This is a genomic window from Bacteroides ilei (genome assembly GCF_900128495.1).
GTDB classification, from domain to species: Bacteria; Bacteroidota; Bacteroidia; order Bacteroidales; family Bacteroidaceae; genus Phocaeicola; species Phocaeicola ilei.
Window position 1 is genome coordinate 3,342,772 of sequence record NZ_LT635801.1, and the last position, 24,655, is coordinate 3,367,426.

Annotated in this window: 21 protein-coding genes; 8 read left to right on the forward strand and 13 right to left on the reverse strand. The window is 51.2% G+C overall.

Features of this window, described 5'->3' with window-relative positions; translation table 11 throughout:
- The first annotated feature begins 19 nt into the window (after nucleotides 1-19).
- The gene (locus BQ7489_RS14250) at nucleotides 20-433 is read left to right on the forward strand and encodes a DUF5675 family protein (RefSeq protein WP_072531610.1); all 414 of its coding nucleotides are present in this window, start codon (nucleotides 20-22) and stop codon (nucleotides 431-433) included.
- Between the two features lie 140 nt (nucleotides 434-573).
- Here BQ7489_RS14250 and BQ7489_RS14255 read toward each other — a convergent pair whose 3' ends face one another.
- The gene (locus BQ7489_RS14255) at nucleotides 574-1,923 is read right to left on the reverse strand and encodes an MATE family efflux transporter (protein ID WP_394334083.1); all 1,350 of its coding nucleotides are present in this window, start codon (nucleotides 1,921-1,923) and stop codon (nucleotides 574-576) included.
- Between the two features lie 277 nt (nucleotides 1,924-2,200).
- On the opposite strand from BQ7489_RS14255, the gene BQ7489_RS14260 reads away from it, so the two are divergent.
- Both BQ7489_RS14260 and BQ7489_RS14265 read left to right on the forward strand, forming a co-directional pair.
- Complete coding sequence (locus BQ7489_RS14260; protein WP_072531611.1) at nucleotides 2,201-3,745, forward strand: glycine--tRNA ligase; 1,545 nt, start codon at nucleotides 2,201-2,203, stop codon at nucleotides 3,743-3,745.
- A 16-nt stretch (nucleotides 3,746-3,761) separates the two neighbouring features.
- The gene (locus tag BQ7489_RS14265; protein ID WP_072531612.1) at nucleotides 3,762-4,418 is read left to right on the forward strand and encodes a BamJ family beta-barrel-assembly machinery protein; all 657 of its coding nucleotides are present in this window, start codon (nucleotides 3,762-3,764) and stop codon (nucleotides 4,416-4,418) included.
- A gap of 35 nt (nucleotides 4,419-4,453) precedes the next feature.
- Here BQ7489_RS14265 and BQ7489_RS14270 read toward each other — a convergent pair whose 3' ends face one another.
- Nucleotides 4,454-5,317 carry an AraC family transcriptional regulator gene (locus tag BQ7489_RS14270; RefSeq protein WP_162617817.1) on the reverse strand — a complete coding sequence of 288 codons (864 nt, stop codon included), beginning with the start codon at nucleotides 5,315-5,317 and terminating at the stop codon, nucleotides 4,454-4,456.
- Between the two features lie 98 nt (nucleotides 5,318-5,415).
- On the opposite strand from BQ7489_RS14270, the gene BQ7489_RS14275 reads away from it, so the two are divergent.
- The 3 genes from BQ7489_RS14275 (at nucleotide 5,416) to BQ7489_RS14285 (ending at nucleotide 8,774) form a co-directional block, all read left to right on the forward strand.
- Complete coding sequence (locus tag BQ7489_RS14275) at nucleotides 5,416-6,375, forward strand: DMT family transporter (RefSeq protein ID WP_072531614.1); 960 nt, start codon at nucleotides 5,416-5,418, stop codon at nucleotides 6,373-6,375.
- Between the two features lie 92 nt (nucleotides 6,376-6,467).
- Nucleotides 6,468-7,019 carry a phosphatase PAP2 family protein gene (locus BQ7489_RS14280; RefSeq protein WP_072531615.1) on the forward strand — a complete coding sequence of 184 codons (552 nt, stop codon included), beginning with the start codon at nucleotides 6,468-6,470 and terminating at the stop codon, nucleotides 7,017-7,019.
- 45 nt (nucleotides 7,020-7,064) lie between these two features.
- Entirely contained in the window at nucleotides 7,065-8,774 is a 1,710-nt protein-coding gene (locus tag BQ7489_RS14285) for a GH35 family beta-galactosidase (RefSeq protein ID WP_072531616.1), read from the forward strand.
- A gap of 97 nt (nucleotides 8,775-8,871) precedes the next feature.
- Here the strand turns inward: BQ7489_RS14285 and BQ7489_RS17480 are convergent, their stop codons facing one another.
- The 11 genes from BQ7489_RS17480 to BQ7489_RS14335 all read right to left on the reverse strand — a co-directional run bounded on the left by BQ7489_RS17480 (nucleotide 8,872) and on the right by BQ7489_RS14335 (nucleotide 21,790).
- Nucleotides 8,872-9,027 (reverse strand): ACT domain-containing protein, encoded by a 156-nt coding sequence (locus tag BQ7489_RS17480; protein WP_204352756.1) that lies wholly within the window; start codon nucleotides 9,025-9,027, stop codon nucleotides 8,872-8,874.
- A 12-nt stretch (nucleotides 9,028-9,039) separates the two neighbouring features.
- Nucleotides 9,040-11,325: a TonB-dependent receptor gene (locus tag BQ7489_RS14290; protein ID WP_072532209.1), complete on the reverse strand. Its 2,286-nt coding sequence runs from the start codon at nucleotides 11,323-11,325 to the stop codon at nucleotides 9,040-9,042.
- Nucleotides 11,326-11,828: 503 nt separating this feature from the next.
- On the reverse strand, nucleotides 11,829-13,388 hold the full coding sequence (locus BQ7489_RS14295; RefSeq protein ID WP_083580632.1) for a tetratricopeptide repeat protein: 1,560 nt from the start codon (nucleotides 13,386-13,388) through the stop codon (nucleotides 11,829-11,831).
- 22 nt (nucleotides 13,389-13,410) lie between these two features.
- The gene (locus tag BQ7489_RS14300; protein ID WP_072531617.1) at nucleotides 13,411-13,830 is read right to left on the reverse strand and encodes an ACT domain-containing protein; all 420 of its coding nucleotides are present in this window, start codon (nucleotides 13,828-13,830) and stop codon (nucleotides 13,411-13,413) included.
- 18 nt (nucleotides 13,831-13,848) lie between these two features.
- Nucleotides 13,849-15,150: a phenylacetate--CoA ligase family protein gene (locus BQ7489_RS14305; RefSeq protein ID WP_072531618.1), complete on the reverse strand. Its 1,302-nt coding sequence runs from the start codon at nucleotides 15,148-15,150 to the stop codon at nucleotides 13,849-13,851.
- A 48-nt stretch (nucleotides 15,151-15,198) separates the two neighbouring features.
- Complete coding sequence (locus BQ7489_RS14310; protein ID WP_072531619.1) at nucleotides 15,199-16,518, reverse strand: aminotransferase class I/II-fold pyridoxal phosphate-dependent enzyme; 1,320 nt, start codon at nucleotides 16,516-16,518, stop codon at nucleotides 15,199-15,201.
- A 12-nt stretch (nucleotides 16,519-16,530) separates the two neighbouring features.
- The gene (locus BQ7489_RS14315) at nucleotides 16,531-17,115 is read right to left on the reverse strand and encodes an indolepyruvate oxidoreductase subunit beta (protein ID WP_072531620.1); all 585 of its coding nucleotides are present in this window, start codon (nucleotides 17,113-17,115) and stop codon (nucleotides 16,531-16,533) included.
- Between the two features lie 2 nt (nucleotides 17,116-17,117).
- Nucleotides 17,118-18,722: a thiamine pyrophosphate-dependent enzyme gene (locus tag BQ7489_RS14320; RefSeq protein ID WP_204352774.1), complete on the reverse strand. Its 1,605-nt coding sequence runs from the start codon at nucleotides 18,720-18,722 to the stop codon at nucleotides 17,118-17,120.
- A gap of 3 nt (nucleotides 18,723-18,725) precedes the next feature.
- The gene (locus tag BQ7489_RS17485; protein WP_072531622.1) at nucleotides 18,726-19,511 is read right to left on the reverse strand and encodes an amidohydrolase; all 786 of its coding nucleotides are present in this window, start codon (nucleotides 19,509-19,511) and stop codon (nucleotides 18,726-18,728) included.
- Nucleotides 19,512-19,548: 37 nt separating this feature from the next.
- Nucleotides 19,549-21,201 (reverse strand): AMP-binding protein, encoded by a 1,653-nt coding sequence (locus BQ7489_RS14330; protein WP_072531623.1) that lies wholly within the window; start codon nucleotides 21,199-21,201, stop codon nucleotides 19,549-19,551.
- A gap of 10 nt (nucleotides 21,202-21,211) precedes the next feature.
- A complete protein-coding gene (locus BQ7489_RS14335) occupies nucleotides 21,212-21,790 on the reverse strand; it encodes a helix-turn-helix domain-containing protein (RefSeq protein ID WP_072531624.1) in 579 nt (192 codons plus the stop codon).
- Nucleotides 21,791-22,579: 789 nt separating this feature from the next.
- On the opposite strand from BQ7489_RS14335, the gene BQ7489_RS14340 reads away from it, so the two are divergent.
- Complete coding sequence (locus BQ7489_RS14340; protein WP_072531625.1) at nucleotides 22,580-23,170, forward strand: DUF3575 domain-containing protein; 591 nt, start codon at nucleotides 22,580-22,582, stop codon at nucleotides 23,168-23,170.
- A 21-nt stretch (nucleotides 23,171-23,191) separates the two neighbouring features.
- Entirely contained in the window at nucleotides 23,192-24,634 is a 1,443-nt protein-coding gene (locus tag BQ7489_RS14345) for a DUF3868 domain-containing protein (protein WP_072532211.1), read from the forward strand.
- Nucleotides 24,635-24,655 lie beyond the last annotated feature (21 nt).

Sequence of the window (24,655 nt, forward strand, 5' to 3'; positions counted from 1 at the left end):
TGACTAAAAGGATAAAATAATGGAAATGACTCTTACCAGAATAGCGAAACGGCCTGCCTATACCATTGGCCGGCTGGAGATAGACGGCACTTACTTCTGTGATACGCTGGAACCTACGTGGAGGGATGTAGGCTGGGGAAGACCGGGCCGTAAGGTGGCGGGCCGGACCGCCATCCCCGAAGGGCGGTATGCGGTGGCGGTGACGTTGAGCCCCCGTTTCGGGCGGTGGCTGCCCCTGTTGCTTCACGTGCCCATGTTCGAGGGGATACGCATCCATGCGGGAAACTCGGCGCAGGATACGGCCGGGTGCATCCTGCCGGGACTGAATACGGTGAAGGGACGGGTTACGGACTCCCGCCTGTGGGAGAGGCGCATCGTGCGCAAGCTGGCGGAACGCCCCGAAGGTGAGGGGGTATGGATTACCATCCGGTAAACGGGTAAAAAAGTATTAAGTATACCGGTAAAAGGTAAGAATACTAGCAAAAGGTAGTAAGTATACCGGTAAAAGTATAAGTATACCGGGTAAAAGGTAAATATACCGGTAAAAAAGTGTAAGGATGGAGGAATGTTCCTCTATCCTTTTCTTTTCATTTCGTTCAGTACAGGTACGGTGAGCGGGATGGCCATCAGGAACGAACAGAGGTCGGACACGGCCTGTGCCATTTCCACCCCTTGCAGACCCAGGAAATAGGGCAGGATCATGATGGCCGGTATGAAGAAGAGGCCCTGGCGTGCCGCCGACATGGTTACGGCCCGTACCGGCTTGCGTATGGTCTGGAGCAGCATGTTCGAGAGGATGACGAAGGTGCCCAGCGGGAGGGTGATGAGCTGCCAGCGCAGGGCGCGTGCTCCGGTAGCTATTACCAGCGGGTCTTCTTTGCGGAACCATGTCACCACTTCGGGCGCAAAGATGTATCCTACGATGGAGCATACCAGCAGGAATACTACCCCCGATTTCACGCAGAAGAAGAATCCGGCGCGTACCCGCCTGAAGAGTCCGGCCCCGTAGTTGAAGCCGCATACCGGCTGGAACCCTTGTCCGAAACCGATCACGAACGAGTTGATGAACATGCAGATGCGGGTTACGATAGACATACCGGCTATGGCGGCGTCGCCGTAGGCTCCGGCCGATACGTTCAGGAGGATGGTGGCTACGCTGGCCAGTCCCTGGCGGAAGATGGAGGGGCTTCCTCCGTACACTATTTCCTTCAGGAAGGGAAGCGTGGGGGTGAAGTTCCTGTAATGGATGCGGATGTTTTCACCCTTCCGGTCCATCAGCATCAGCACCACGAAGCTGCATATCTGGCTTATCAGGGTAGAGTAGGCGGCTCCGGCTATGCCCATGTCGAAAACGAAGATCAGAAGCGGGTCGAGCCCGATGTTCAGTACGGCCCCTATGGTGATTCCTACCATGGCGTAGACCGCGTTTCCCTGGAAACGCATCTGGTTGTTGAGCACCAGCGAGGAGGTCATGAACGGCGCTCCCAGCAGGATGATGCCCAGGTAGGTCTCGGCATACGGAAGTATGGTGGGGGTGGAACCCAGCAGCTTGCAGATGGGGGTGAGCAGCAGCAGGCAGGTTACGGTAATGACGATGCCCGAGAAGAAGGCGCAGAAGAATCCCGTAGAGGCCATCTTTTCGGCGCTGCCGTAATCCTGGGCTCCCAGCTTGCGTGAAATGAAGTTGCCCGAGCCGTGCCCGAAGAAGAAGCCTATGGCCTGGATGATTGCCATGATGGAGAAGGAAATACCTACGGCGGCGGTCGACTGGGTATTGATCTTTCCCACGAAATAGGTGTCTGCCATTACATAGAATGAAGTGACCAGCATGCTGATGATGGTAGGTACGGCCAGCGAACAGATGAGGCGCGGTACCGGAGTGGTGGTCATTCGGGTAAATTTATCGGTTGTCGGATGTGCCATGCTCATACGTCTGTATTCAAAAAATCGTGTAAAATTACAGAAAAGTTTCCAGAATGTGGGGCGTAGGGGTTTTCCTTTAATTAAATTTTGCATGTGGGCCGTAGTTTATGCCGGCATAATGGGCTTTTGGTTATCTTATCTCGGCATAATAGGCTATAGTTTATGCCGGCATAAGATAAATTAATATACCGATTATTCTTTTTTATTTATAAATACCTATCTTTGTGACCTGTTTATGTGAAGATAAAAAAGTAAGAAATCCAAATAACAAAGAAAAATGGCACAAGAAGACGTTTTCAAGAAACTTGTTTCGCATTGTAAAGAGTATGGTTTTGTGTTCCCGTCAAGTGAAATCTATGACGGTCTGGGAGCCGTTTATGACTACGGACAGATGGGAGTGGAACTGAAGAATAACATCAAGCAGTACTGGTGGCAGAGCATGGTATTGCTGCACGAGAATATTGTGGGAATCGATTCTGCCATTTTCATGCATCCTACCATCTGGAAGGCTTCGGGACACGTTGACGCGTTCAATGACCCGCTTATCGACAACCGTGACTCGAAGAAACGTTACCGTGCCGATGTGCTGATTGAAGACCAGATTGCCAAGTACGACGAAAAGATCAACAAGGAAGTGGCCAAGGCCGCCAAGAAATTCGGCGACGCCTTCGATGAAGCCCAGTTCCGCAGCACAAACCCGCGCGTGCTGGAGCACCAGGCCAAGCGTGACGCCTTGCACGAACGCTATACGAAGGCCATGAACGCCGGACCCGATTTGAATGAATTGCGCCAGATCATTCTGGACGAAGATATAGTATGCCCTATCTCGGGCACGAAGAACTGGACCGAAGTACGCCAGTTCAACCTGATGTTCTCTACCGAAATGGGTTCTACCGCCGAAGGTTCCATGAAGGTATACCTCCGTCCGGAAACGGCTCAGGGTATTTTCGTGAACTACCTGAACGTGCAGAAGACCGGCCGTATGAAGATTCCGTTCGGTATCGCACAGATAGGTAAGGCTTTCCGTAACGAGATCGTGGCCCGTCAGTTCATCTTCCGTATGCGTGAGTTCGAACAGATGGAAATGCAGTTCTTCGTAAAGCCGGGTACCGAGCTTGAATGGTTCCAGAAATGGAAACAGATCCGCCTGAAATGGCACAAGGCGCTGGGCTTCGGCGATGACCACTACCGTTTCCACGACCACGAGAAACTGGCTCACTACGCCAACGCCGCTACCGACATCGAGTTCCTGATGCCGTTCGGATTCAAGGAAGTGGAAGGTATCCATAGCCGTACCAACTTCGACCTGAGCCAGCACGAGAAGTACTCGGGCAAGAGCATCAAGTATTTCGATCCGGAAATCAACGAATCCTATACTCCGTATGTCATCGAGACATCCATCGGTGTAGACCGTATGTTCCTGAGCGTGATGAGCGCTTCGTATTGTGAAGAGAAGCTGGAAAACGGCGAAACCCGTGTGGTTCTGAAGTTGCCTGCCGCACTGGCTCCGGTAAAACTGGCCATCCTGCCGCTGGTAAAGAAGGACGGACTGCCCGAAAAGGCCCGCGAGATCATGAACGACCTGAAGTTCCACTTCCATTGCCAGTATGACGAGAAGGATTCTATCGGCAAGCGTTACCGCCGCCAGGATGCCATAGGTACTCCGTATTGTGTTACGGTAGACCACCAGACTCTGGAAGACAATTGCGTTACGTTGCGTAACCGTGATACCATGGAACAGGAACGTGTGCCTGTTTCGGAACTGAACAACATCATTGCCGACAAGGTGAGCATCACCAGCCTGTTGAAGACTTTGCAATAATTGATAATAAAGTATAATGAAGAGGAACATTTTTTGGTTTATAGGAGCTCTGGCGGTTTTGTGCTGTACCTTTGCATCCTGTAACGATGATGATACGCCGATGGCCGATCCGTACAGTGAATGGGCCTTGCGGAACGCCGCCTACATTGATTCCATAGCGGGTGTGGCCAAGAATCCGCCTGCCGGCGAAAGCTGGGGGATGTACCTGAACTACAAGTTGCAGAACCAGAATGTGGGAGGGATAGGTTCCGGTATCGCATGGGCCAACTCGGATTACGTCTACGCAAAGATCCTGCCCTACAAGGAAGGGGAGGTGACGGAGCTGGGCGCTTATCCCCAGTCGGACAAGGATACGGTGGTGGTGCACTACCGTGGCCGGCTCATAGACGGGACGGTATTCGACCAGAGCTATTCGGGCGATTGGGACGAACGGGTGTCCGTTCCCGCCGAATTTACCGTGGGCGGAGTGATTACCGGCTGGTCTACCATGTTGTGGCACATGCGTGAAGGCGAACATGTAGAGCTGTACGTTCCGCAGGGAATGGCTTACGGCTCTTCTTCCTCGACGAACATTCCGTCATATTCCACCCTCATATTTGATATGCGCCTGGAAGAGATCAAGCATGCCAAGGGACCCGACGACCGATCGCGGAAATTGGAGCTGAATGAGTAACGGACAGACAAGGTAACTTAATATAATCAAGTTTTTTACCCGGGATTGCGGCTTTCGGCCGTTTTTCCGGGTATTTTTTTGTATGCCTGCAACCGGTATTTCAGGGGGGTGATGTTCCGGTACCGCTTGAAGGTGCGGGTAAGGTGGCTCTCGTCGGTAAAGCCCAGCCGCAGGGCTATTTCGTTGATGCGGATGTCGGTATGGGCCAGCAGGTTGTCTACGGCCAGCAGCCTCGATTGCATGATGTAGTCCTGGAGGCTCAGGCCGAAGTGCGCGTGGAAGTATTTGCCGATGTAGTTGGCCGAGAGGTTGAACTTCCGGCTCAGTTCGTTGCTCCGCAGGAGGTTGGGCCGGCCCAGGTTCGCCTGGATGTACTGGAGTATGGTCATGAGGCGGTTGTCCTGCTCGAGCGCGCTCCTGTTTTCGGCCAGGTGATGCTTCATGTTGCGCAGGCAGATGTACAGGATGCTGCTTGTCCACCATTCTCCCAGCCGGATGTTGTAGAAGGCGTCGGCGGTATACTCCGAGGCGATACATTCCATGTTGAGGCGTATGAGGCGCGTGTCCTTTTCGGGAAGGCCCGAAACGCACGCCGACGGGAACGAGTAGAGTATATCCTTGTCGTAGGGCGTGAAATAGCGGTCCAGGTACGCGTCGTTGAAGCGGAGGTAGATGAATTTGCTGTGCGTGTCCAGCCGGTAGCGGTGGGTTACGTGCGGCCTGACGATGAAGAACGAGTTGCCTTCAAAGCCGTACTCCTCCTGTTCGGTGCTGAATATCCCCTTTCCTTCCAGTATATAGCCCAGCTCGAAAAAGGAATGTTCATGCTCCTCGATGGGGAAGTGGTCGTATTCGCGGACCAGTATTTCGCAGGTATGGAACAGGTTTTCTTTTTTCATGGCGTGAAAATACAAAAAAATGGTCGATAAATACAAAATCTTCCCTTCTTATTCATGTAGTTTTGCGCTCCGAAAAAATTAAGTATCAGTCGTTCATTATGAAAGCAAATGAAATTAAAGGGCATGGAGCCATGCTTACAGCCAATGTTATCTGGGGTCTGATGTCGCCGGTCACTAAATTCGTGTTCCTGGGCAGTGCCGTCACCCCAATTCTGATGGTCGATTTCCGGGTTGTGTTCGCCGCAATCCTGTTCTGGATCACTTCTCTGTTTACCAAGCAGGAGCATGTGCCCCACAAAGACCTGTTGAAACTCTTCTTTGCCGCCTTGTTCGGGGTAGTATTCAACCAGGGGCTGTTTACGGTGGGCTTGGGAATGACCTCGCCGGTCGACGCCTCCATCATTACCACCAGTACCCCTATACTTACCATGATCATAGCCGCCTATTACCTGAAGGAGCCGGTAACGGCCAAGAAGATTCTGGGTGTATTCCTGGGTGCGTGCGGCGCCCTGATGCTGATTCTGAGCAGTAGCAACGTGTCGAGCGGCAATGCGCAGGAAGGGAATATCTGGGGCGATGTGATATGCATTTCGGCCGAGGTATGCTTTGCGGTCTATCTGGTCATGTTCAAGGGACTCATCAGCCGCTATTCGCCCGTTACCCTGATGAAATGGATGTTTACCTATACCTCCATCTGCATCATTCCTTTCTCTTATACCGAGCTGGCCGCCCTCGACTGGGCATCGGTTTCCGTGACGGTATGGGGAGCGGTTGCCTTCGTGGTGGTGGGCGCCACTTATCTGAGCTATCTGCTGGTTCCGGTTGCCCAACGCAACCTGCGTCCTACCGTAGTGAGCATGTATTGTTACGTACAGCCCGTGGTAGCCACATGCTATGTAGCCGTATGCTGGGGTATGGAGTCGTTCGGAATACTGAAGGGGATAGCCGTTGCCGCCATCTTCTCGGGTGTGTTCCTGGTTACCCAGAGCAAGAGCCGTGCCCAGATGGAAGCCTATGAGCAGGCCCGGATGGAAAAACAGGGGAACAATCCGGAATGACGCATCCCGGTTTGCACAGATAGATTTGCACAGATAGATTTGCACGGAATCATATTTGGAATTATTTTTGCGACCGATAGCTAGTTACGTTTATGGTTAGATCGGTCGCATTTTTTGTTCTGACGGTTTTTTGTGTCTGGAGCGCAACCTTGCAGGCACAACCCCGCAAGGCGGTAGAGAAATCTACCGATGTACTTATGTTCGCCCCTTCGGCCGCCGGCCTGGCGGCCACGCTTGTGCTCAAGGACTACAAGGGTACCGGGCAACTGGCTTTGGGGGCCGCCACCAGCCTGGCCACTACATTGCTCATCAAATACACGGTGAGCAAGGAACGGCCCGACGGGAGCGACGACCATTCGTTCCCGTCCAACCACACGGCCGTAGCCTTTCAGGGTGCGTCCTTCATCCAGCGCAGGTACGGATGGAAATACGGTCTTCCGGCCTATGTGGTCTCCACCTATGTGGCGTGGGGGCGTGTGTTCGCCCGCAAGCACGATTGCTGGGATGTGCTGGGCGGGGCGGCCATCGGCATCGGATGCAGCTACATCTACACCCGTCCGTTTGCGCGGAAGCTCGACCTGGCCCTGTCGCCGGCGGTGTTCGGCGATGACAAGTTCGGCATCTATGCGTCACTGACCTTCTGACGTAACGCATGAAACCTTAGTACTGACACTTAAAATCCTGATCGGATGAAAACACAAGTCTTATTGATTGCTTTCCTGCTTCTTGTGGCGGGAACGTTGCGGGCGCAGGACCTCCCTCACTGGAAAAGACAGGGAACGGCCACGCAACTGGTAGTGAACGGCCGGCCCATGCTTCTTCTGGCCGGTGAGCTGGGAAATTCTTCGGCGTCTTCGGCCGGCGACATTGAACGTATCTTCCCCCGCCTGGAACGTATCGGACTGAATACCGTACTGGTGCCCGCATACTGGGACCTGATAGAGCCCGAAGAAGGGACGTTCGATTTTTCCCTGATAGACAAGACCATCCATGAGGCCCGGCAGCACGGCATGAAGGTTGTGTTCCTCTGGTTCGGTGCCTGGAAGAATTCCATGAGCTGCTATGCCCCGCTATGGTTCAAGGCCGACTACAGGAAATATCCCCGGTGCTATACCGAGGCAGGAAAGCCGCTGGAAATAGCCAGTCCGTTTTCGGAGAACGTATTCGAGGCCGACTCGAAGGCTTTCGTGAAGCTTCTGGAGCATATCAGGCAGACCGACGAGAAGGAGAATACCGTCATCATGATACAGGTGGAGAATGAAATCGGGATGCTGGAGAGTGCCAGAGACCATTCGGAAACGGCCGACAAGCTGTTCCGCTCGGCCATCCCGGACCGCCTGGGGAAATTCCTGGACGAAAACCGTAAGACCTTGCACCCCTGGCTTGCGGAGAAATGGGAGAAGGCCGGAGGGAAGGTGCGGGGCACCTGGCAGGAGGTGTTCGGCCGCGACATCTATACCGACGAGGTATTCATGGCATGGCACTATGCCTCGTACGTAGAGAAGATGATCCGGAAGGGGAGGGAGGTGTATAACCTGCCCATGTATGTGAATGCCGCCATGAACAGCCGCAACCGGAAGCCGGGCGAATATCCGTCGGCCGGACCGCTGGCACATCTCATCGATATATGGCATTGTGCCGCTCCGGGTATCGACCTGTTGGCGCCCGACCTGTACGACAAGGGTTTCACCGACTGGGTGTCAAGATACAAGTTGCCCAACAATCCGCTTTTCATTCCTGAAATAAAGCTGGAGCCCGACGATGCCGTCAGGGCCTTCTATGTGTTCGGGCAGCATGACGCCATCGGGTTCAGTCCGTTCTCTATCGAGGACGCCCCCGACGACGGGAGCTACAGGCTCACCAAAGGCTACGCGAAGCTGGAGGAGCTGATGCCCCTCATTGTCCGTTACCAGGGGAAAGGGATGATGAAAGGACTCCTGTTCGATGGGGTCAACAAGGAGCAGCGCATAGACTGGGACGGGATGACGCTGGTGTGCAAGCATTTCTTCACCCTTCCGTGGGATCCGCGTGCCACCGACGGGAGCCCGTGGCCCGAAGGGGGAGGACTGGTCATCAGGCTTGCCCGCAATGAGTTTATTGTGGCCGGAAGCGGCATCGTCATCGAGTTCAAGAACCCCGGAGAGCTGGCCGGCCTGGTACAGCAGAAGTTGGGTGAGGACGGTTTCGTGGCCGCCGGCGGAAACGCTTCCGGGGTGGAGACATGGAACGGAGGCCGGCGCATCGGCATCGGCTCGGTCGATGAAGTCAGCGTCGGTAAAGAGGGAAATCTGGAATACGTCCGCCGCCTGAACGGTGACCAGGACCATCAGGGAAGGCACGTAAGGATAGGGGTAGACGATTTCAGCATCCTGCATGTGAAGTTGTATGAGTACAGGTAAATGAGTATTTCTATGTCCGTATGCCAGTTCGGCCTGCACTCAGGTAGTACGGATGTCCGTGATGGTCCGTCCATTCCATACGTCCGGATACGGGTCTCTACAGGTTTTGTCCTGTCAGTACATCACATTTGTTTTCTTCCAGCACTTCCAGGCAGGCCTGGAGGTCGGTAGGACGGATCACCACGTTGGCCTTGTCGCCCTGGGCGAAGGCGTACATGTTTCCGATGATATGTATCTGTCTATTATGTTCCATTGCGGATTAGGGTTAGTTGACTTTCATGATAGCCGAGTTGATGGTGCGGTCTACATCGTTCTTGTCGCGTGAAGTCTTGCGACCAAAATCGAAGGTATAAGCCACCTTCACATATCCCGTTTGCTGGTTGATGCGGCTGGTCCGTACTTGGCTATACTTGTAAACGCCGTAATCCGCATGTTCCTTATAGCGGACATGTTTCGTAAACGGGTTTTCCGTACCGGCTTCCAAGTACCAGCCTTTGTGGCTCCAGCTTACGGATGCACCATAAGAAGCCGGTTCCTTTACTGTTACCAATGAATTCATATCCAACTGGCTGGATGCGGTACGTCCGTAAACATTCAATGCAAAATCTTTTAAGAAATAGTTTACATCTAATATCCCAAGAAAACCGTTTTGATTCATGGAAAGGTTCGTTACATGGACGTTTACATATTGCCCTGTAAATTTAGCATGTAGATGATCTGAAAACTTATAGGAGAGTGCAAGTCTGGCACCTAAATTATAAGCGTTCGAATTGGAAAGGAAACTGGAAACAAGCTTATCCTCTTCTATATAATAATGCGTACGGATATTATTATCCGCATAATTACAAGCTACTATTGCTTGTGCATTAAAACGATTTATTTGCAAATTATAGATAATCCCAATATCGTAATATTTAGTATTATCCAAATATGGATTGCCTCTTTTTACTTGAATAAAATCTACTGCCTGATCCACATTATTTATATAACTAATATCTGCTTGTTCATTTGATAAGTTTACTCCTAAAGATAATTGCTGTTGCTTGCTTATATGATATACAAACTGGGAACGCAAGCGCATGGACCAATGTCGTTGCGCATCCGTTCCGTGCAATTTATAATTGACCATAGAGACCCCCGGACGGAAATTCAGACTAAACTTCTCACCCAAACGTTGGTTATAACTTACGTGCAGCATGGTCTCACTCATCCATAAATGTTGCCAAGAATCATAATCCCCTTTATAATCCGAAGAGGTAATGTCATGGATATGCCGGAAATCAACGCCGAAAGAATTGTTGTGGCGGAGCGGGAGGTTGTATTTCCCGAAGAAATTAAAGGAATATAAATCTTCGTTTACATCACTCAATGATGTTTCGTCCGCTTCTTGATAGGTACGGGTATAAGCATTCCGTCCATACGAACCTTTGAGTGTAAATTCCAAGTTTTGTCCTTTAGGCAACTCAAAGTTTCCATAAAGCCGTAAAGAAGGCTTTAAGTTGTTCTCGTCTTTAGTATCAGCAGAAGAAACCTGACGGTTATAATATCCCGAATAAGCCAACAAGGTTTCGCTCCCGTTTTCAGGAGTATCATCACGCACAAAGGCCACTTGTGCCGAAAGGTTATGCTTCTTCGTTACATTACTTACTTTAAATTGCGCATACTGTTGGTTATTCTTATAGCGTGAGGCGGAGGTTGTATGTTCCCTGTCTATTTCATAATCGGGAAAGAAAATGCTTTCATGTTTTTCGGTACGGTCATCCTCGTATTTCTTCATCGCATATCCGCCCCATAACGTATAGCTGGTATTTCCGTGCGATACTTTGGCACTCACATTGTAATCCCCGTTCAAATAGCCGACGGTCTGTTGTCCGTCCAATGATACGTATCCGCCCGAACGGTATTGCTTCGTAATGTAATTGATAGCGGCAACATCACCCGAATAACGTCCGGTAGGCACATCGAAATATTCCACCTTTTCTATATCGCGCGGACGGAGGCTTTGCACGTCCCGATAATTGGCTTCTTCCCCATTGATATACAAAGTCACCGTTCCCAAAGCATTCGATACTTCTCCATTCTTTCGGTTTACCTCAATATCAGGAATCATCAGGTTGTAAAGCAGGTCATAACCGGTATTCGCATGCTTGACTTGTTGCTTATCAGGAATAATCAAAACCCTGTCTTTCTGACGAATGAACGAGCTGCCTTTAACTACAATCTCTCCCAACATTACATTATCACTTTCCAACGTAACCATAGGAACCGTCACATCTGCGTTTCTTACGGTTACGGGAATCACTTTCGACTTATAGCCGATTGTACTGAAAGCAAGCAGATAATCATTAGAAGGTACTTGATCAAGATAATAATACCCCAAACTATCAGTTATGGTACCCGACACAAAAGTGGAGTCGATATGCAGCAAACGTACATTCGCATAAGGTAAAGCTTCATTCTCTTGCGAATATAGACTTCCATCTATTTTTACTTGTGCCCCAAGAGACATTCCCCACAACAAACAAACAAAAATTGTACAAAATACTTTCATCAAATTCAAGAAATAAAATGAGGATGTGCATAACAAGTGTTACAATAGCCACTTTTTTGTACACACCTTCCTTATCAATAAATTTAGATTTCTATCACTACCCAATTATCCAATCTGAAAGCCATTACAAGTCTTATCACAACCAGTGACATTCGTAGACAGAAGCGTGGAATCAGAAGATGATGCTGAACCTAACGGTCCACCGGTTGCCAACAGGTCTGTTTCCAGACGTTCTTCCAATTCCTCAACATTCAGTTCTGATAATTCTTTTACTTGGTGAATTGGCTGGCAATGACAAATGTTTTATTCACCGACAAAAGTATAGGAAATGCATATTGGAGGGTGAAAAACGATTACGTATTTTTTACGCATTATGAAATCGGTTTGATAACCAGTTGTTTAAGCTGTTGAAAAGAGGGGTGCGAACGAATGCTTATAGAATGAATTTAACTAAAAAATCCACATTAATTGAACAAAAAATCCACTCCTTTATACAGGAAATATCATTCCAGACGTTTCAAAAACTCCCTGGCTACAGACATGTTTGTCTTTTCTCCTGTCATTTTATGATACAAACGGGTCAGTATCGAATTGACGGCAGAAGGAGAGTGGGCGATAAGTGCTGATATCCTATTGGTCGATATCCCGATTTTAATCAGGCAACAGGTACGGAGTTCCAATTCGGTCAATTTAGGATTCAGGCTGTATAGTCTGGGTATAAATGTGGGGTACACTTGGTTTAAAGCATTGGCCAGTTGCCGCCAATTTTCTTCACTCAGCTCCCGGCTTTGGGTAACCTGGCAAAAATGAAGATAAATGGCAGATTGATGAAAAGCTTCCAGCCGTTCCTCCAACGTCCGCTTTTGCTCGGGCGTTGACACTTGCGGATTCTCTTCGAGGGCAGGTCCTTTACCCGGTTGCCGCTTCTTGCGGAAAATATGGGTATTCCTGCCCATGTAAATCATTCCTGCCACCAGTATAATTAGTGCCAGCGCCAGTATATACCGTAGCCTTTTCATGTGCGAGAGCAGATCAAGTTTTTCTGCCTCGTGATTGATGCGTACTGTCGCTTCTGTACGTGTCATTCTGCTGATGGAGTCGGACACCTCCCGATAGCAGCGGGCGTAACGGTGTGCATCTTCCTGTTTGCCTTGTGAGAGTGCTATTTCCTTCAATATGCCATAGGCTGTGCGGTGATGGTAAATGTCGGTTCCCTGTAATGCTTTGCGACAATATGCTTCGGCAGAATCCGGACGGTTTTCAGCCTGGTAAGATTTGGCAAGTGTAAGTGCTGACAATGAACTGAAACGGTGTTCCAGCACTTCGTATGCCATGTCTTTTGCCTGCTCTGTTCTGCCGTTTCCATATTTGAAGTCGGCCCATTCGCTCAGTACACCGTATGCCGGTCTGGTGAATCCTTTTTCTTTCATCAGGTTATATGCCTTGCTGTAATACACTTCTGCGCTGTCCGGACTGTACTGCCGGTCGAATATTCGTGCCATATCTCTCCAGCTGTAGGCAATTCCCAGATAATCATCGCATTTTATGTTATATACCAATGCCTGCCGTAAAGCTTTCATGCTTTCATGGTATGCTTTTTGATAAGCATACAGGACCGCCAGTTGCCCGTAGATACGTCCGTTCAGCGTATCGTGTTCGCATCCCACTTCGGCGGCACGCAGGTATGTACGGATGGCACGTGACGGGTCGTTGCAGTCTCGGTACACGCCTCCCAAGTAGTAAATAGCTTCCGCCAGGCGTCGGTCGTCGCCCCAGCCTTCGTAGAAGCGTACGATGCGGTTGATAAGGGTGTCGGAAGTATGAAGTACGTAAAGCTTGTCTTCGGCCTTGATGCGGAGCAGGTGGCAGTACATCCTTGCTTCTTCGTCCAGTACGGGCGATGAGAGCTCAAACGAGTCCAGGCATGCCAGTGCACGTTCTGGATTGGATTCGGTCAGCCCGATGGCACGTTCCATCATTGGCGGATAATGGTAGCTCCGCTCGCGGCATCCGCCGGAGATAAAGAGCAGGAAAAGTACGGAAACAAGTATTACGTTCTTCATACGTCGCAATGGTATAGGCCGTCTACAGGTTTTGCCCTGTCAGTACATCACATTTGTTTTCTTCCAGCACTTCCAGGCAGGCCTGGAGGTCGGTAGGACGGATCACCACGTTGGCCTTGTCGCCCTGGGCGAAGGCATACATGTATTCGATGAAAACCTTCCGTTCGGCCAGATGTTCCAGAATGACCGCCAATGATCCGGCCACGTTGGGGCAACTGATGCAGATCACATCGGTCTGTATCACCGAGAAGTTGGCCGCACGCAGCACTTCCACGGCACGTTCCACGTCCGAAACGATCAGGCGCAGGATTCCGAAATCGGTCGTTTCGGCCATGCTGAAGGCGTGCATGTTGATACCCGCCTTTCCCAATGCCTTGGTCACGTCGTTTATTCTTCCGCTCTTGTTCTCGAGGAACACCGAAATCTGTTTGATAGTAGTCATATAACAACCTCCGTTTCTTTATTTAAGTTTCCTGTTATCGATTACATGCTTGCCCTTTCCTTCGCTACGCGGAATGGAGTTCGGCTCCATGAGCTTGACGTTGGCGCTGATGGAAAGGACACTCTTCAGGCGGTCGGCCAGCTTCTTCTTCAGGCCCAGGAGCGTACCCATCTCGTCGGAGTAGAGTTCCTTGCGCAGCTCTACCTGGATTTCGAGGGTGTCGAGCATGCCCTGGCGGTCTACCACCAGCATGTATTGCGGCTCGAACTCCTTCATCTCGAGGATGACACTTTCCACCTGCGACGGGAATACGTTGATGCCCCGGATGATGAGCATATCGTCCGAACGGCCGATGATGCGGGTCATACGCACGTTGGTACGCCCACATTCGCAGGGCTCACCTATGAGTGAAGTGAGGTCCTTGGTGCGGTAACGTAGCAACGGCATGCCGGTCTTGGTCAGGGTAGTGAACACCAGTTCGCCCGTTTCGCCGTAAGGGAGCACTTCGCCCGTATCGGGGTTGATGATTTCGGGGTAGAAATGGTCTTCGCAGATGTGCGAACCGCACTTGCAGGCACATTCGTATGAAACGCCGGGACCGGAAATCTCGCTCAGTCCGTAGATGTTATAGGCCTGGAGCCCCAGGCGCGATTCGATTTCCCGGCGCATGTTTTCGGTCCACGGTTCGGCTCCGAAGGCTCCTACACGCAGGTGCAGGTCATCTTTCGTCATGCCGTATCTGTCCATGGCTTCGGCCAGGTAGAGCGCGTACGACGGGGTGCAGGCCAGTCCCGTCACCTTCAGGTCGCGTAGCAGGTGCAGGTGCTTCTCGGTGTTTCCGGTCGAAGTGGGTACAACCGTGGCTCCCAGGTGTTCCACGCCGTAGTGGAGACCCAGACCTCCGGTGAACAGGCCGTAGCCGTAGCCCACGGAAAAGACATCGTCGCGCGTAATGCCGTAGGCCGCCAGGCACCGGGCGGTAGCTTCCTTCCAGATGTCCAGGTCACGGCGGGTATAGCCCACCACGGTAGGGTTACCGGTGGTACCCGACGATGCGTGTATACGGACGATTTCCTGAAGCGAAGCCGCCTGGAGCCCGTACGGGTAGTTGTCGCGCAGGTCCTGCTTGGTGGTGAACGGGAGTTTCACGATATCGTCTATCGTCTGGATGTCATCGGGGGTGATGTCCATCTCCTGTAGTTTGTTCCGGTAGAACGGGGTGTTGTGATACACCAGTTCCACCAGCTTGTGCAACCGCTTGCCCTGGAGTTCCCTCATCTCTTCGCGGCTCATGCACTCTTTGCTTTTGTTCCAGATCATAGTGTTTTTCTTGGTATTGGTATGTATTGTATGAATATTCAAGGTTGTTCAGTCCAGCGGATGGTCCATGTGGAAGGCCTTCATGCGTTCTTCCATGACGGGGTAAAGCTCGTCGCGCATCCGCGATGTGCAGGCACGTACACCCTGCTGCTCGCTTCCGGTGGTGCCCAGTGCGATGCTGCTCACCCCATAGTACAGGAGCTCCTTCAGGAGCTGGCCGCTGGAAAGATTGCCGTAGCCCAGGGTAAAGAAGAATCCGTCGCCCACGGGCCGTGTCACGTCATAGTCGTAAACGATGTGGAAACCGTTGTCCGTAAAGATCTTCTTCATGCGCTCGGCACGGCGTGCATATTCACGGGTATCTGCCACGAAGTCGATGCGTCCCTCCACCGCCGCGTCGAGCATGGCGGCGTATGCGTATTGGGTAGATGCCGTGCATCCGGACGTGATCATGTAGAGGATGGATGCGATGAGGGTCTGCCCGAATACGCCCGAATCGCCGTAACGTTCCGCCAGAGCCGGATAATAGGTGTTGAAGAGCTTCTCGGGGACACAGATCACCGCCATGCGCTGGCCGGCGTAGCTGAATATCTTCGATGAGGAGAGCATCAGCACATAATTGTCGGTATACTTGCCCACGGTAGGCGGGAAGGGCGGTTCGTAAGGCTTGCCCATGTCCTGGCGGAAGTCCATGCAGAAATAAGCCATGTCTTCCATCACCACCGCATCATAGCGGGTAGCCAGTTCGCCGATGATCTTCAGCTCGGAGTCTTCCAGGCAGATCCATGCCGGGTTGTTCGGGTTCGAATAGACGATGGCGGCTATGTCGCCCTGGCTGAGGTATTCCTCCAGCTTGGCGCGCAGGGCCTCGCCACGGTAATGATAGATGTCGAACCATTTCCATTCCACCCCGATGATGCGTAGTTGCGACTTCTGTATGGGGAATCCCGGATCGATGAACAAGACCTTGTCCTTTCCCGGAATGCGCTGGGTGCAGGCGATGAACGCTCCGAACGAAGCCGCAACCGAACCGGTGGTAGGGATACAGCCTTCGGCCGGGATATCGATGTCTACAAAAGCTTTCACAAACCTGGAGGCGGCGGCCTTCAGTTCGGCCACTCCGGCGGCCGCGGGATATTGCGAGCCCACGCCACGGTCCAGAGCCTCCTTTTCGGCCTCTATCCCGATGCGGTTGGCCGGCAGGCCCGGCGATCCCTGGTCCATACGGATGAACGGGATACCGGTAAGCTCTTCCAGGCGGGAGGCTACCAGCAGCACTTCGCCTATGGTGGCCTGTTCCAGGTTGGCGACCTTCAGCTCCTTCACTACCTGGGCCACCAGTTCTTCACTGAATACTTGATGTTTCATACGCCTCCCTCCTTATCCTTGTTTTTCGGCGGCCGCATAGCCTATGTCGAACGCCTTCTTGTTCATTTCAACCACGGCTTCGCCCTTCGCGCCGAATACCCGGCCGATGCTTTCGCGCAACTCTTCCACCGAAAGGATACCCAGGAAGCGGGAAGCCGCCCCCAGCAGGATAACGTTGGCCGCCTTGGGCATGTTATGTTCGTGGGCCAGACGGTCTACATCTACCAGTATCACGTGCGGAAGCGCTTTCAGCTCGTCGGTCAGAGCCTGGTCGTCCGGATAGTTCGGGATATTCTTGAACGGAGCCGACGACGTGATGATCCACCCGCCCTTGTTGAGGTAAGGCAGGTAGCGGAGGGCTTCCATCGGCTCGAGCGACAGGATCATGTCGGCCGTGCCCAGCGCAATCAGGTCGGAGGCAATCTCACCGTCGGAGAGGCGGAGGTTCGACTGGACGTCGCCTCCGCGCTGGCTCATTCCGTGTACTTCGGCCTGTTTCAGTTGCAGGCCGGATTTAGTGGCTGCCTCGCCGATAATCGTGGCGATGGAGAGGATACCCTGTCCTCCCACGCCCGAAAGTATAATATCTGTTTTCATGGTTACTGGTTCTTTCTTTGTTGTTTCAACTTACGGTTGAGGGTCTGGATACATTCGCGGCGCGGAATGATGACAGACACCCCGTTATACTCGATTTCCTCGCGGATGGTGCGGGTAATCTCTTCCATGTTTTTGGGGAGCGGCACTACCACGCGCACGTGTTCCGGTTCTACACCCAGTCCGAGGCAGATGGCTTCGAACTTGTTGGTTCCGGCCGAATCCTGTCCGCCGGTCATGGCGGTGGTCAGGTTGTCCGAGATGACCACGGTGATGTTGGCACGGTCGTTCACCGCGTCAAGCAGTCCGGTCATGCCGGAATGAGTGAAGGTAGAGTCGCCTATTACCGCAATGGCCGGGAACAGTCCTGCGTCGGCGGCCCCTTTCGCCATGGTAATGGATGCACCCATATCCACACAGCTGTCTATGGCGCGGAAAGGAGGCAACGCCCCCAGCGTATAGCAACCGATGTCGGCAAATACACGGGCGTCGGGGTATTCCTTCACCACCTCGTTCAAGGCATTGTAAACGTCGCGGTGGCCGCAACCCTGGCAGAGAGCGGGCGGGCGCGGAACCAGGTTCTTGGGAGTATCGAAATAACGTTGTGAAGCCTTTCCCATGGCAGCCGCCACACAATCGGGAGTCAGCTCCCCGGTACGGGGCAGGTGGCCGGTGAGCCGTCCTTTCACCACATATCCGGCACCCAGGATGCCCGGAACCTGTTCTTCCACGAAGGGCTGTCCGTCTTCTACCACCAGAATTTCACTGCTACAGGCGGCCAGTTCCCGTATCTTGTCTTTCGGCAACGGGTATTGTGACACCTTCAGGATGTGATAGCCTCCCTTTCCGGCTTCGGCTTCCTTCACGTAGTTATAGCCGATGCCGCAGGCTATGATGCCCGGTTTCTTTTCCGTTCCGTCCTTTTCCAGGCGGTTGTATGCGGCAGCCGCCTGCTCCAGCACCGTCTGTTTTCCGATCAGTGAGATGTATTGCCGGCGGGCATTGGCGGGCAGGAGTACCCACGACGACGGATCCTTGGCATAAGGAAGGGCCTGGAGCTCCTGTGGCGTATCGGCCACTTCTACGGCCGCACGCGAGTGGGCCATACGGGTGGTAACACGGAGCAGTACCGGTAGCTTCTCCCGTTCGGAGAGCTCGAAGCCGTAAGCCATCATCCGGTAGGCTTCCTGTTGTGAAGAGGGTTCCAGTATCGGCATCAGCGAGAACTTCCCGTAGAAACGGGAGTCCTGTTCGTTCTGGGAAGAGTGCATGGTGGGGTCGTCGGCCACAATGACTATCAGTCCGCCGTTCACGCCCGTAATGGCCGAATTGACAAAGGCGTCGGCCGCCACGTTCAGACCTACATGTTTCATGCACACGATGGCCCGGCGTCCGGCATACGACATGCCCAGCGCGGCCTCCATGGCCGTCTTCTCGTTGGTACACCAGCTGGAATGGATTCCGCGTTCGGCGGCCAGCGGCGATTTCTGTATGAATTCCGTAATTTCCGTACTCGGCGTTCCGGGGTAGGCATACACACCCTTGATTCCGGCGTGCAGGGCTCCCAAGGCAATCGCCTCGTCTCCTAATAAAAGTTTCTTGTTCATGATGGTTCAGTTGTTTTTCATGGGCATTAAATTAATTTCAAAGGTATCCGCATCGTCCAATACCGGAAATTTCCGGCGGAAACGTTCCAGTTCCTCCAGGTCGATGTCGGCCGTCACCTGGTCTTCTTCTCCCTGACGGCAGGCTTCCAATGTACGGCCGTACGGGTCAATCAGTACCGTGCCGCCGCAATAATGGCAATACGGGTCTTCACCCACACGGTTCACGCCGGCCACGTAACACTGGTTTTCGATGGCACGGGCGCGCAACAGGGCGTTCCAGGCTTCTACGCGGGGGGTAGGCCAACTGGCCACATAGATGGCCATGTCATAATCCTTGCGGTTTCGCGACCATACCGGGAAACGGAGATCATAGCATACCTGTAGCAGGATGCGCACGTTCCGGTACGTCACGATGACGCGTTCCTTTCCTGCGGTGAACGTCTTGTGCTCCCCGCCGTAGGTGAAGAGGTGCTTCTTGTCGTAGAAACACCACTTGCCGTCGGGGTATACAAAGTAGAAACGGTTATAGAATTTCCCGTCCTCCTTGACGGCTACGCTTCCGGCCAGAGCACAGTTGCGGGATGCGGCCACACGTTGCATCCATGCCAGCGTACCTTCGTGTACGTTCTCTTCGGCTATCCCTTCCGGGTCCGTGCAGAACCCGGTAGAGAACATCTCGGGGAACACATACAGGTCGGCTGGAGGCAATTCGGCCAGGCGTTGTTCCAGCCGTTGCCGGTTGGCCTCCGGGTCGGCCCAACGGATATCTGTCTGTAATAAGGTTGTTTTCATAAGCTGATCTTATTTTTTCTGTATTTCCGTCTGAGGATCAGATGACTTCTATGCCTTGTTGCCGGCAAAGTTCCAGTCCGATATCCTTCAGTTTGAATTTCTGTATCTTTCCGCTGCCCGTCATCGGGAAGCTGTCTACGAAAAAGACGTATTTCGGTATCTTGTAGCGGGCTATCTTCCCCTGGCAGAATTCACGCACGTCGAATTCGTTCATGCGGTATCCTTCATGCAGGATGATGAACGCCCCTACGGCTTCTCCGTATTTGGGTGAAGGTATTCCTGCCACCTGCACATCCTTGATACCCGGCATCTGGTACAGGAATTCTTCGATTTCGCGCGGATAGATGTTCTCTCCGCCGCGGATAATCATGTCCTTGATACGGCCCGTAATGCGGTAATTGCCGTTTTCGTCCTTGATGCCCAGGTCGCCCGAATGGAGGAACCCGTTCCGGTCGATCACTTCGGCCGTGGCCTGAGGGTTCTTGTAATATCCCTTCATGTTGTTGTATCCGCGGTTGCACATCTCACCCTGTACACCTACGGGACATTCCTTGCCGGTTTCCGGGTCGATGACCTTAACTTCGGTGAACTCGAAGTCATGTCCTACCGTCGTGAAGCGTACTTCCTGCGGGTCGTCTATGCGGCTATGCGTCATACCCGGCGAAGCTTCGGTAAGTCCGTATACGCTGGTCACCCGCATGAACATCTTCTCTTCCACCTGCTTCATCAGCTCTATCGGGCAGAGCGATCCCGCCATGATGCCGGTGCGCAGGCAGGAAAGGTCGAACATGTCGAACATCGGATGATTGAGTTCGGCAATGAACATGGTAGGTACCCCGTACACCGCCGTACAACGTTCCTTATGGATGGAGGCGAGTACCAGCAACGGGTCGAAGCGTTCTATCATGACCTGGGTACATCCGTGTGTAAGGCAGTTCATGGTAGCCAGTACCACGCCGAAGCAATGGAACAGCGGTACGCATACGCAAAGCTTGTCGGCGGAAGTGAACTTCATGTGTTCGCCCGTCAGGAAACCGTTGTTTGTAATGTTGTAATGGGTGAGCATCACCCCCTTGGGGAAGCCGGTCGTTCCCGAAGTATACTGCATGTTTACCGTATCGTGGCAGTTCACCTTCTTCTTGGCTTCTGTCAGCACGTCATCGTCTACGTTGTTCCCCAGCAGGAGGATTTCTGCGGTGTTGTACATCCCCCTGTATTTCTCCTGGCCGATATAGATGACGTTGCGCATGCAGGGGAAGCGTTTGCTTTTCATGTGTCCGCGTTCGAAGGTCTTCAGTTCGGGCAGCATGGTGTAGGTCATCTCCACGAAGTTGCTGTCCTTTTCCCCGTCGACGATGCAGAGCGTGTGCATGTCGGAGTTTTCACAGAGGTATTCCAGTTCCGACTGCTTGTAGCTGGTGTTTACCGTAACCGCCACCGCACCGATCTTGGCGCAGGCATAGAGGAAGGTCAGCCAGTCGGGCACATTCCCCGCCCAGATCCCTACGTGGGTTCCGTGCGTGACGCCGATGGCCAGCAGCCCTTTCGCCATGCTGTCCACCCGCTGGTTGAACTGTTTCCAGGTAAACCGCAGGTTACGGTCGGAATAGACGATGTATTCTTTGTCGGGGGTCGTCTCGGCCCAATGCTCTACCCATCCGCCCAATGTCCTTTCTGATAACTGTAACATAGCTTTGCTTTTAAATGGGTGTATAGATTACCGCCAGGATCTGTGCGGCCTGTCCTTCGAACGCATGTACGTGATGAGGCACGATGGAGTCATAATAGATGGTGTCTCCCTCTTCCAGCAGGTAGGTATGTTTCCCGTAGTTTATTTCGAGCGTACCTTTCAGCACCATGATGAATTCTTCGCCTTCGTGGGCCGAGAGGCTGAACTGCTGACCGTCGTCGGGAAGGATGTCGATGATGAACGGTTCCATGTGGCGGTCGGTCTTGGAACGGGAGAGCGAATGGTAATGCATGTGCTGGCGTGCGTCGAGCGCGTTGTTCGAGAAGCTGATGGTGGCGTCCGATTCACCTTTCCGGCAGACTACCGCCCCGACTTCGTCGGTCACATCGTCGAGGAAAGTTCCCAGCCGTACTCCCAGGGCGCGCGCTATCTTGATGAGCGGTGCCAGCGACGGGATGTCGATATTGTTTTCTATACGGATAATCTGTTCTTCGGCCAGTCCGGTACGGTCGGCCAGTTCTTCTATACTGATTTCCTTGGCGGTGCGCAATGCCGCAATCTTTTCTCCTATAATATTGGTGCAGTCCATAGATATAGATGTTTTGTTAGGGGTAGACCGTTATTTATCTTCTCGGGATAAAGGTCTTTATGAATTGCAAATATATAAATATTATTTAGTTGCCGGCATAAGTCTGTTGAAAATCGTTCCATAGTGTAACAGCTTCCGTATATTTATTCCGTCAAATGTCAGAATAACCGCTGTCCCGAAAACAATTTGAAATATTGTTCCTGACACCTTGACGTTTTTTCTGAAACACCTTGTAATTTCCGTTCAAGGAACTTGATCTTTCCGGCAGAAGAACTTGATGTTTTCCGGAAAGGCCTTCATCTTTTTTTGAGGCTGCTGATTTTAAGTTACATCCGTTTCCTGAGGGCGTACAGCTCTGGAAATACCCAAGCTCTAATTGTTCTTAAAATTTAATTTATGTGAATCTTATACATGCTGCCTATTCCTTTTTTGCGTGTAAAAAGTTGTCAAGTCAACTGTATATATACTTCATAATATTAATAATGTGTATCTGGTAATTTATATAGATAGTATGTAGTATTACATATTTGATTATAAGATAAAATATGTTGTTGAATAGATAAAATGAAAAAATATTTTCATTCTGTTTATTTTAAAAAATATTTTCTTTACTTTGTCTCGAAATTTATTGTAGTTTAGGCCTATGTAGAGTTTTATATGAAGGAATATTGAAGCTAGATTTTGTTGGTACATTTTGTTATATGTCTTGTAATAAATAATTGAGCTAGATGTGTCGTTTAGGGCTGTCTGTTTCAGCTTGAGGTTTAGTAAATAATAGGAGAACAGATTATGAAAAGAAGTCTCTTTTGGGTATTTTTATCGTTGTTTGCATTGGAAAGCTATGCACAGAAAAATGTGGAAGATATATCAGGCTTTACAATGGGTGTGAAGACAAATCTGCTATATTGGGGAACTGTTACCCCTAATATAGGGGCAGAGTTGCGTCTGGCAAAAAAATGGACCTTGGATATAGAAGCCGGTCTGAATCCTTTTGATGGAAAGAATGATGATGGAAGTTATGGAAAGTCTATCAAACACTTCCGTCTGCATCCGGAAATCCGTTATTGGTTCTGTGAAAGTTTTTATGGCCATTTCCTTGGCTTGCATGTACCTTATTTAATATATAATGTGTCCGACATCAAACTGTTGGGTACGGAAAATGAACGTCATCAGGGATGGGGAACTGGAGTTGGATTAAGTTATGGTTATTCCTGGCTGTTGTCCAAGCATTGGGGGCTGGAAGCGACAGTCGGTGTGGGGTATCTTTACCTCAATTCTGAAAAGTATCCTTGTGCGAATTGCGGGAACAAGATTGAAACCATAAAGAAACACTATTTCGGTCCGACTCAGGCTGCCATCAATTTAATCTATCAATTTTAAAAAGGAAGGAGGAAACAGATGATGAAAAAGATGTTTTTCATAGTTGTATTGGGTAGCTTCTTCTTCCTGTCGTCTGCAGTAGCGCAGAAGAATGAAGAAGCACATGTCGTGGTTCGTCAACAGTTAGTGGAGCGTGTAGATTCGTCTCTGGTTGTCAGTATGATCATTGATCTGAGCCAGACTGAAGTGGCTTCCGGAAAGAGTCTTGTATATACACCTGTAATAGAACGCGGAGACAGTGTGGTAGCATTGCCACCGTTGCTTGTAAACGGACGAAGCCGCCATATATTATATGAAAGGTCCGGACGTAATCCTCAGGACGACGGCGAATTTGAGTTGCGTCGCAGGAACGGTAAGGAGCAGACTTTCGATTATTATGCCCGTGTGCCTTTCCGTAAATGGATGGAAAAGTCGGAAGTGTCGTTAATAACTGATTTATGCGGTTGTGGATGGGAAAGCCTGCAGAATGATAAAGATCCGCTGTTTCCTATCAATATGGCTCAGCCTATCGTATTGAAGCCTATGCTGGCATACGTAGTACCGCAGGCCGAACAGGTAAAGGCGCGTTCCATTGAGGGAAGTGCTTTCCTTGATTTCCCTGTCAACAAGATAACCATCTATCCGGATTATCGTAAGAATCCTTCCGAATTGCAGAAAATCCGTGAAACGATCGATAAGGTGCGTAACGATAAATATGCCACCATTACTGAAGTACACATCAAGGGTTATGCTTCACCTGAAGGTTCATATAGCAATAATGCCTATCTGGCAGAGAACCGTGCCAAAGCGTTGCTCAATTATGTACAGGGCCTGTATCATTTCCAGAATGCCCGGTTTACCGTCGATTTTGAGCCTGAGGATTGGGTAGGGCTGGAACGTATGGTCAATGAATCGTCTCTTGAAGGAAAGGACGAGATTTTGGCAATCATAAATGCCGATACTCCGTCGGATTGGGATCAGCGTGAGTGGAAGTTGAAGGAAGTAAACGGAGGAAAAGACTATCGTATTATCCTGCGTGATATCTATCCGGCATTGCGCCATTCGGATTATACCGTGAAATACACCATACGTAATTTTACTGTCGATGAGGCTAAAGAGCTTATCTATACTGATCCCAAACAGTTGAGCCTGAACGAAATGTTCCAGGTTGCACAGACATTCGAGCCGGGAAGTGAGAGATACAATGAAATATTCGAAATAGCTGTACGCATGTATCCGGACGATCCTGTTTCCAATCTGAATGCTGCTGTTACAGCTATCGGTACAAAACGTCTGGATGCCGCACGCCGTTATCTGACTAAGGCTGCCGATGTACCCGAAAAGAAGTTGGCCGAGGCGTCTTTGCTTATGCTCGAAGGAAATCTGGACGAAGCAGAGGCTCTGCTCAAACAATTGGAAAATACGTCAGTAGCAGAACAGGCTGCTGAAAACCTGAAGCAGATTGCTGCCAAACGTAATGAATGATTAAAGAACAAGAAACAGAAA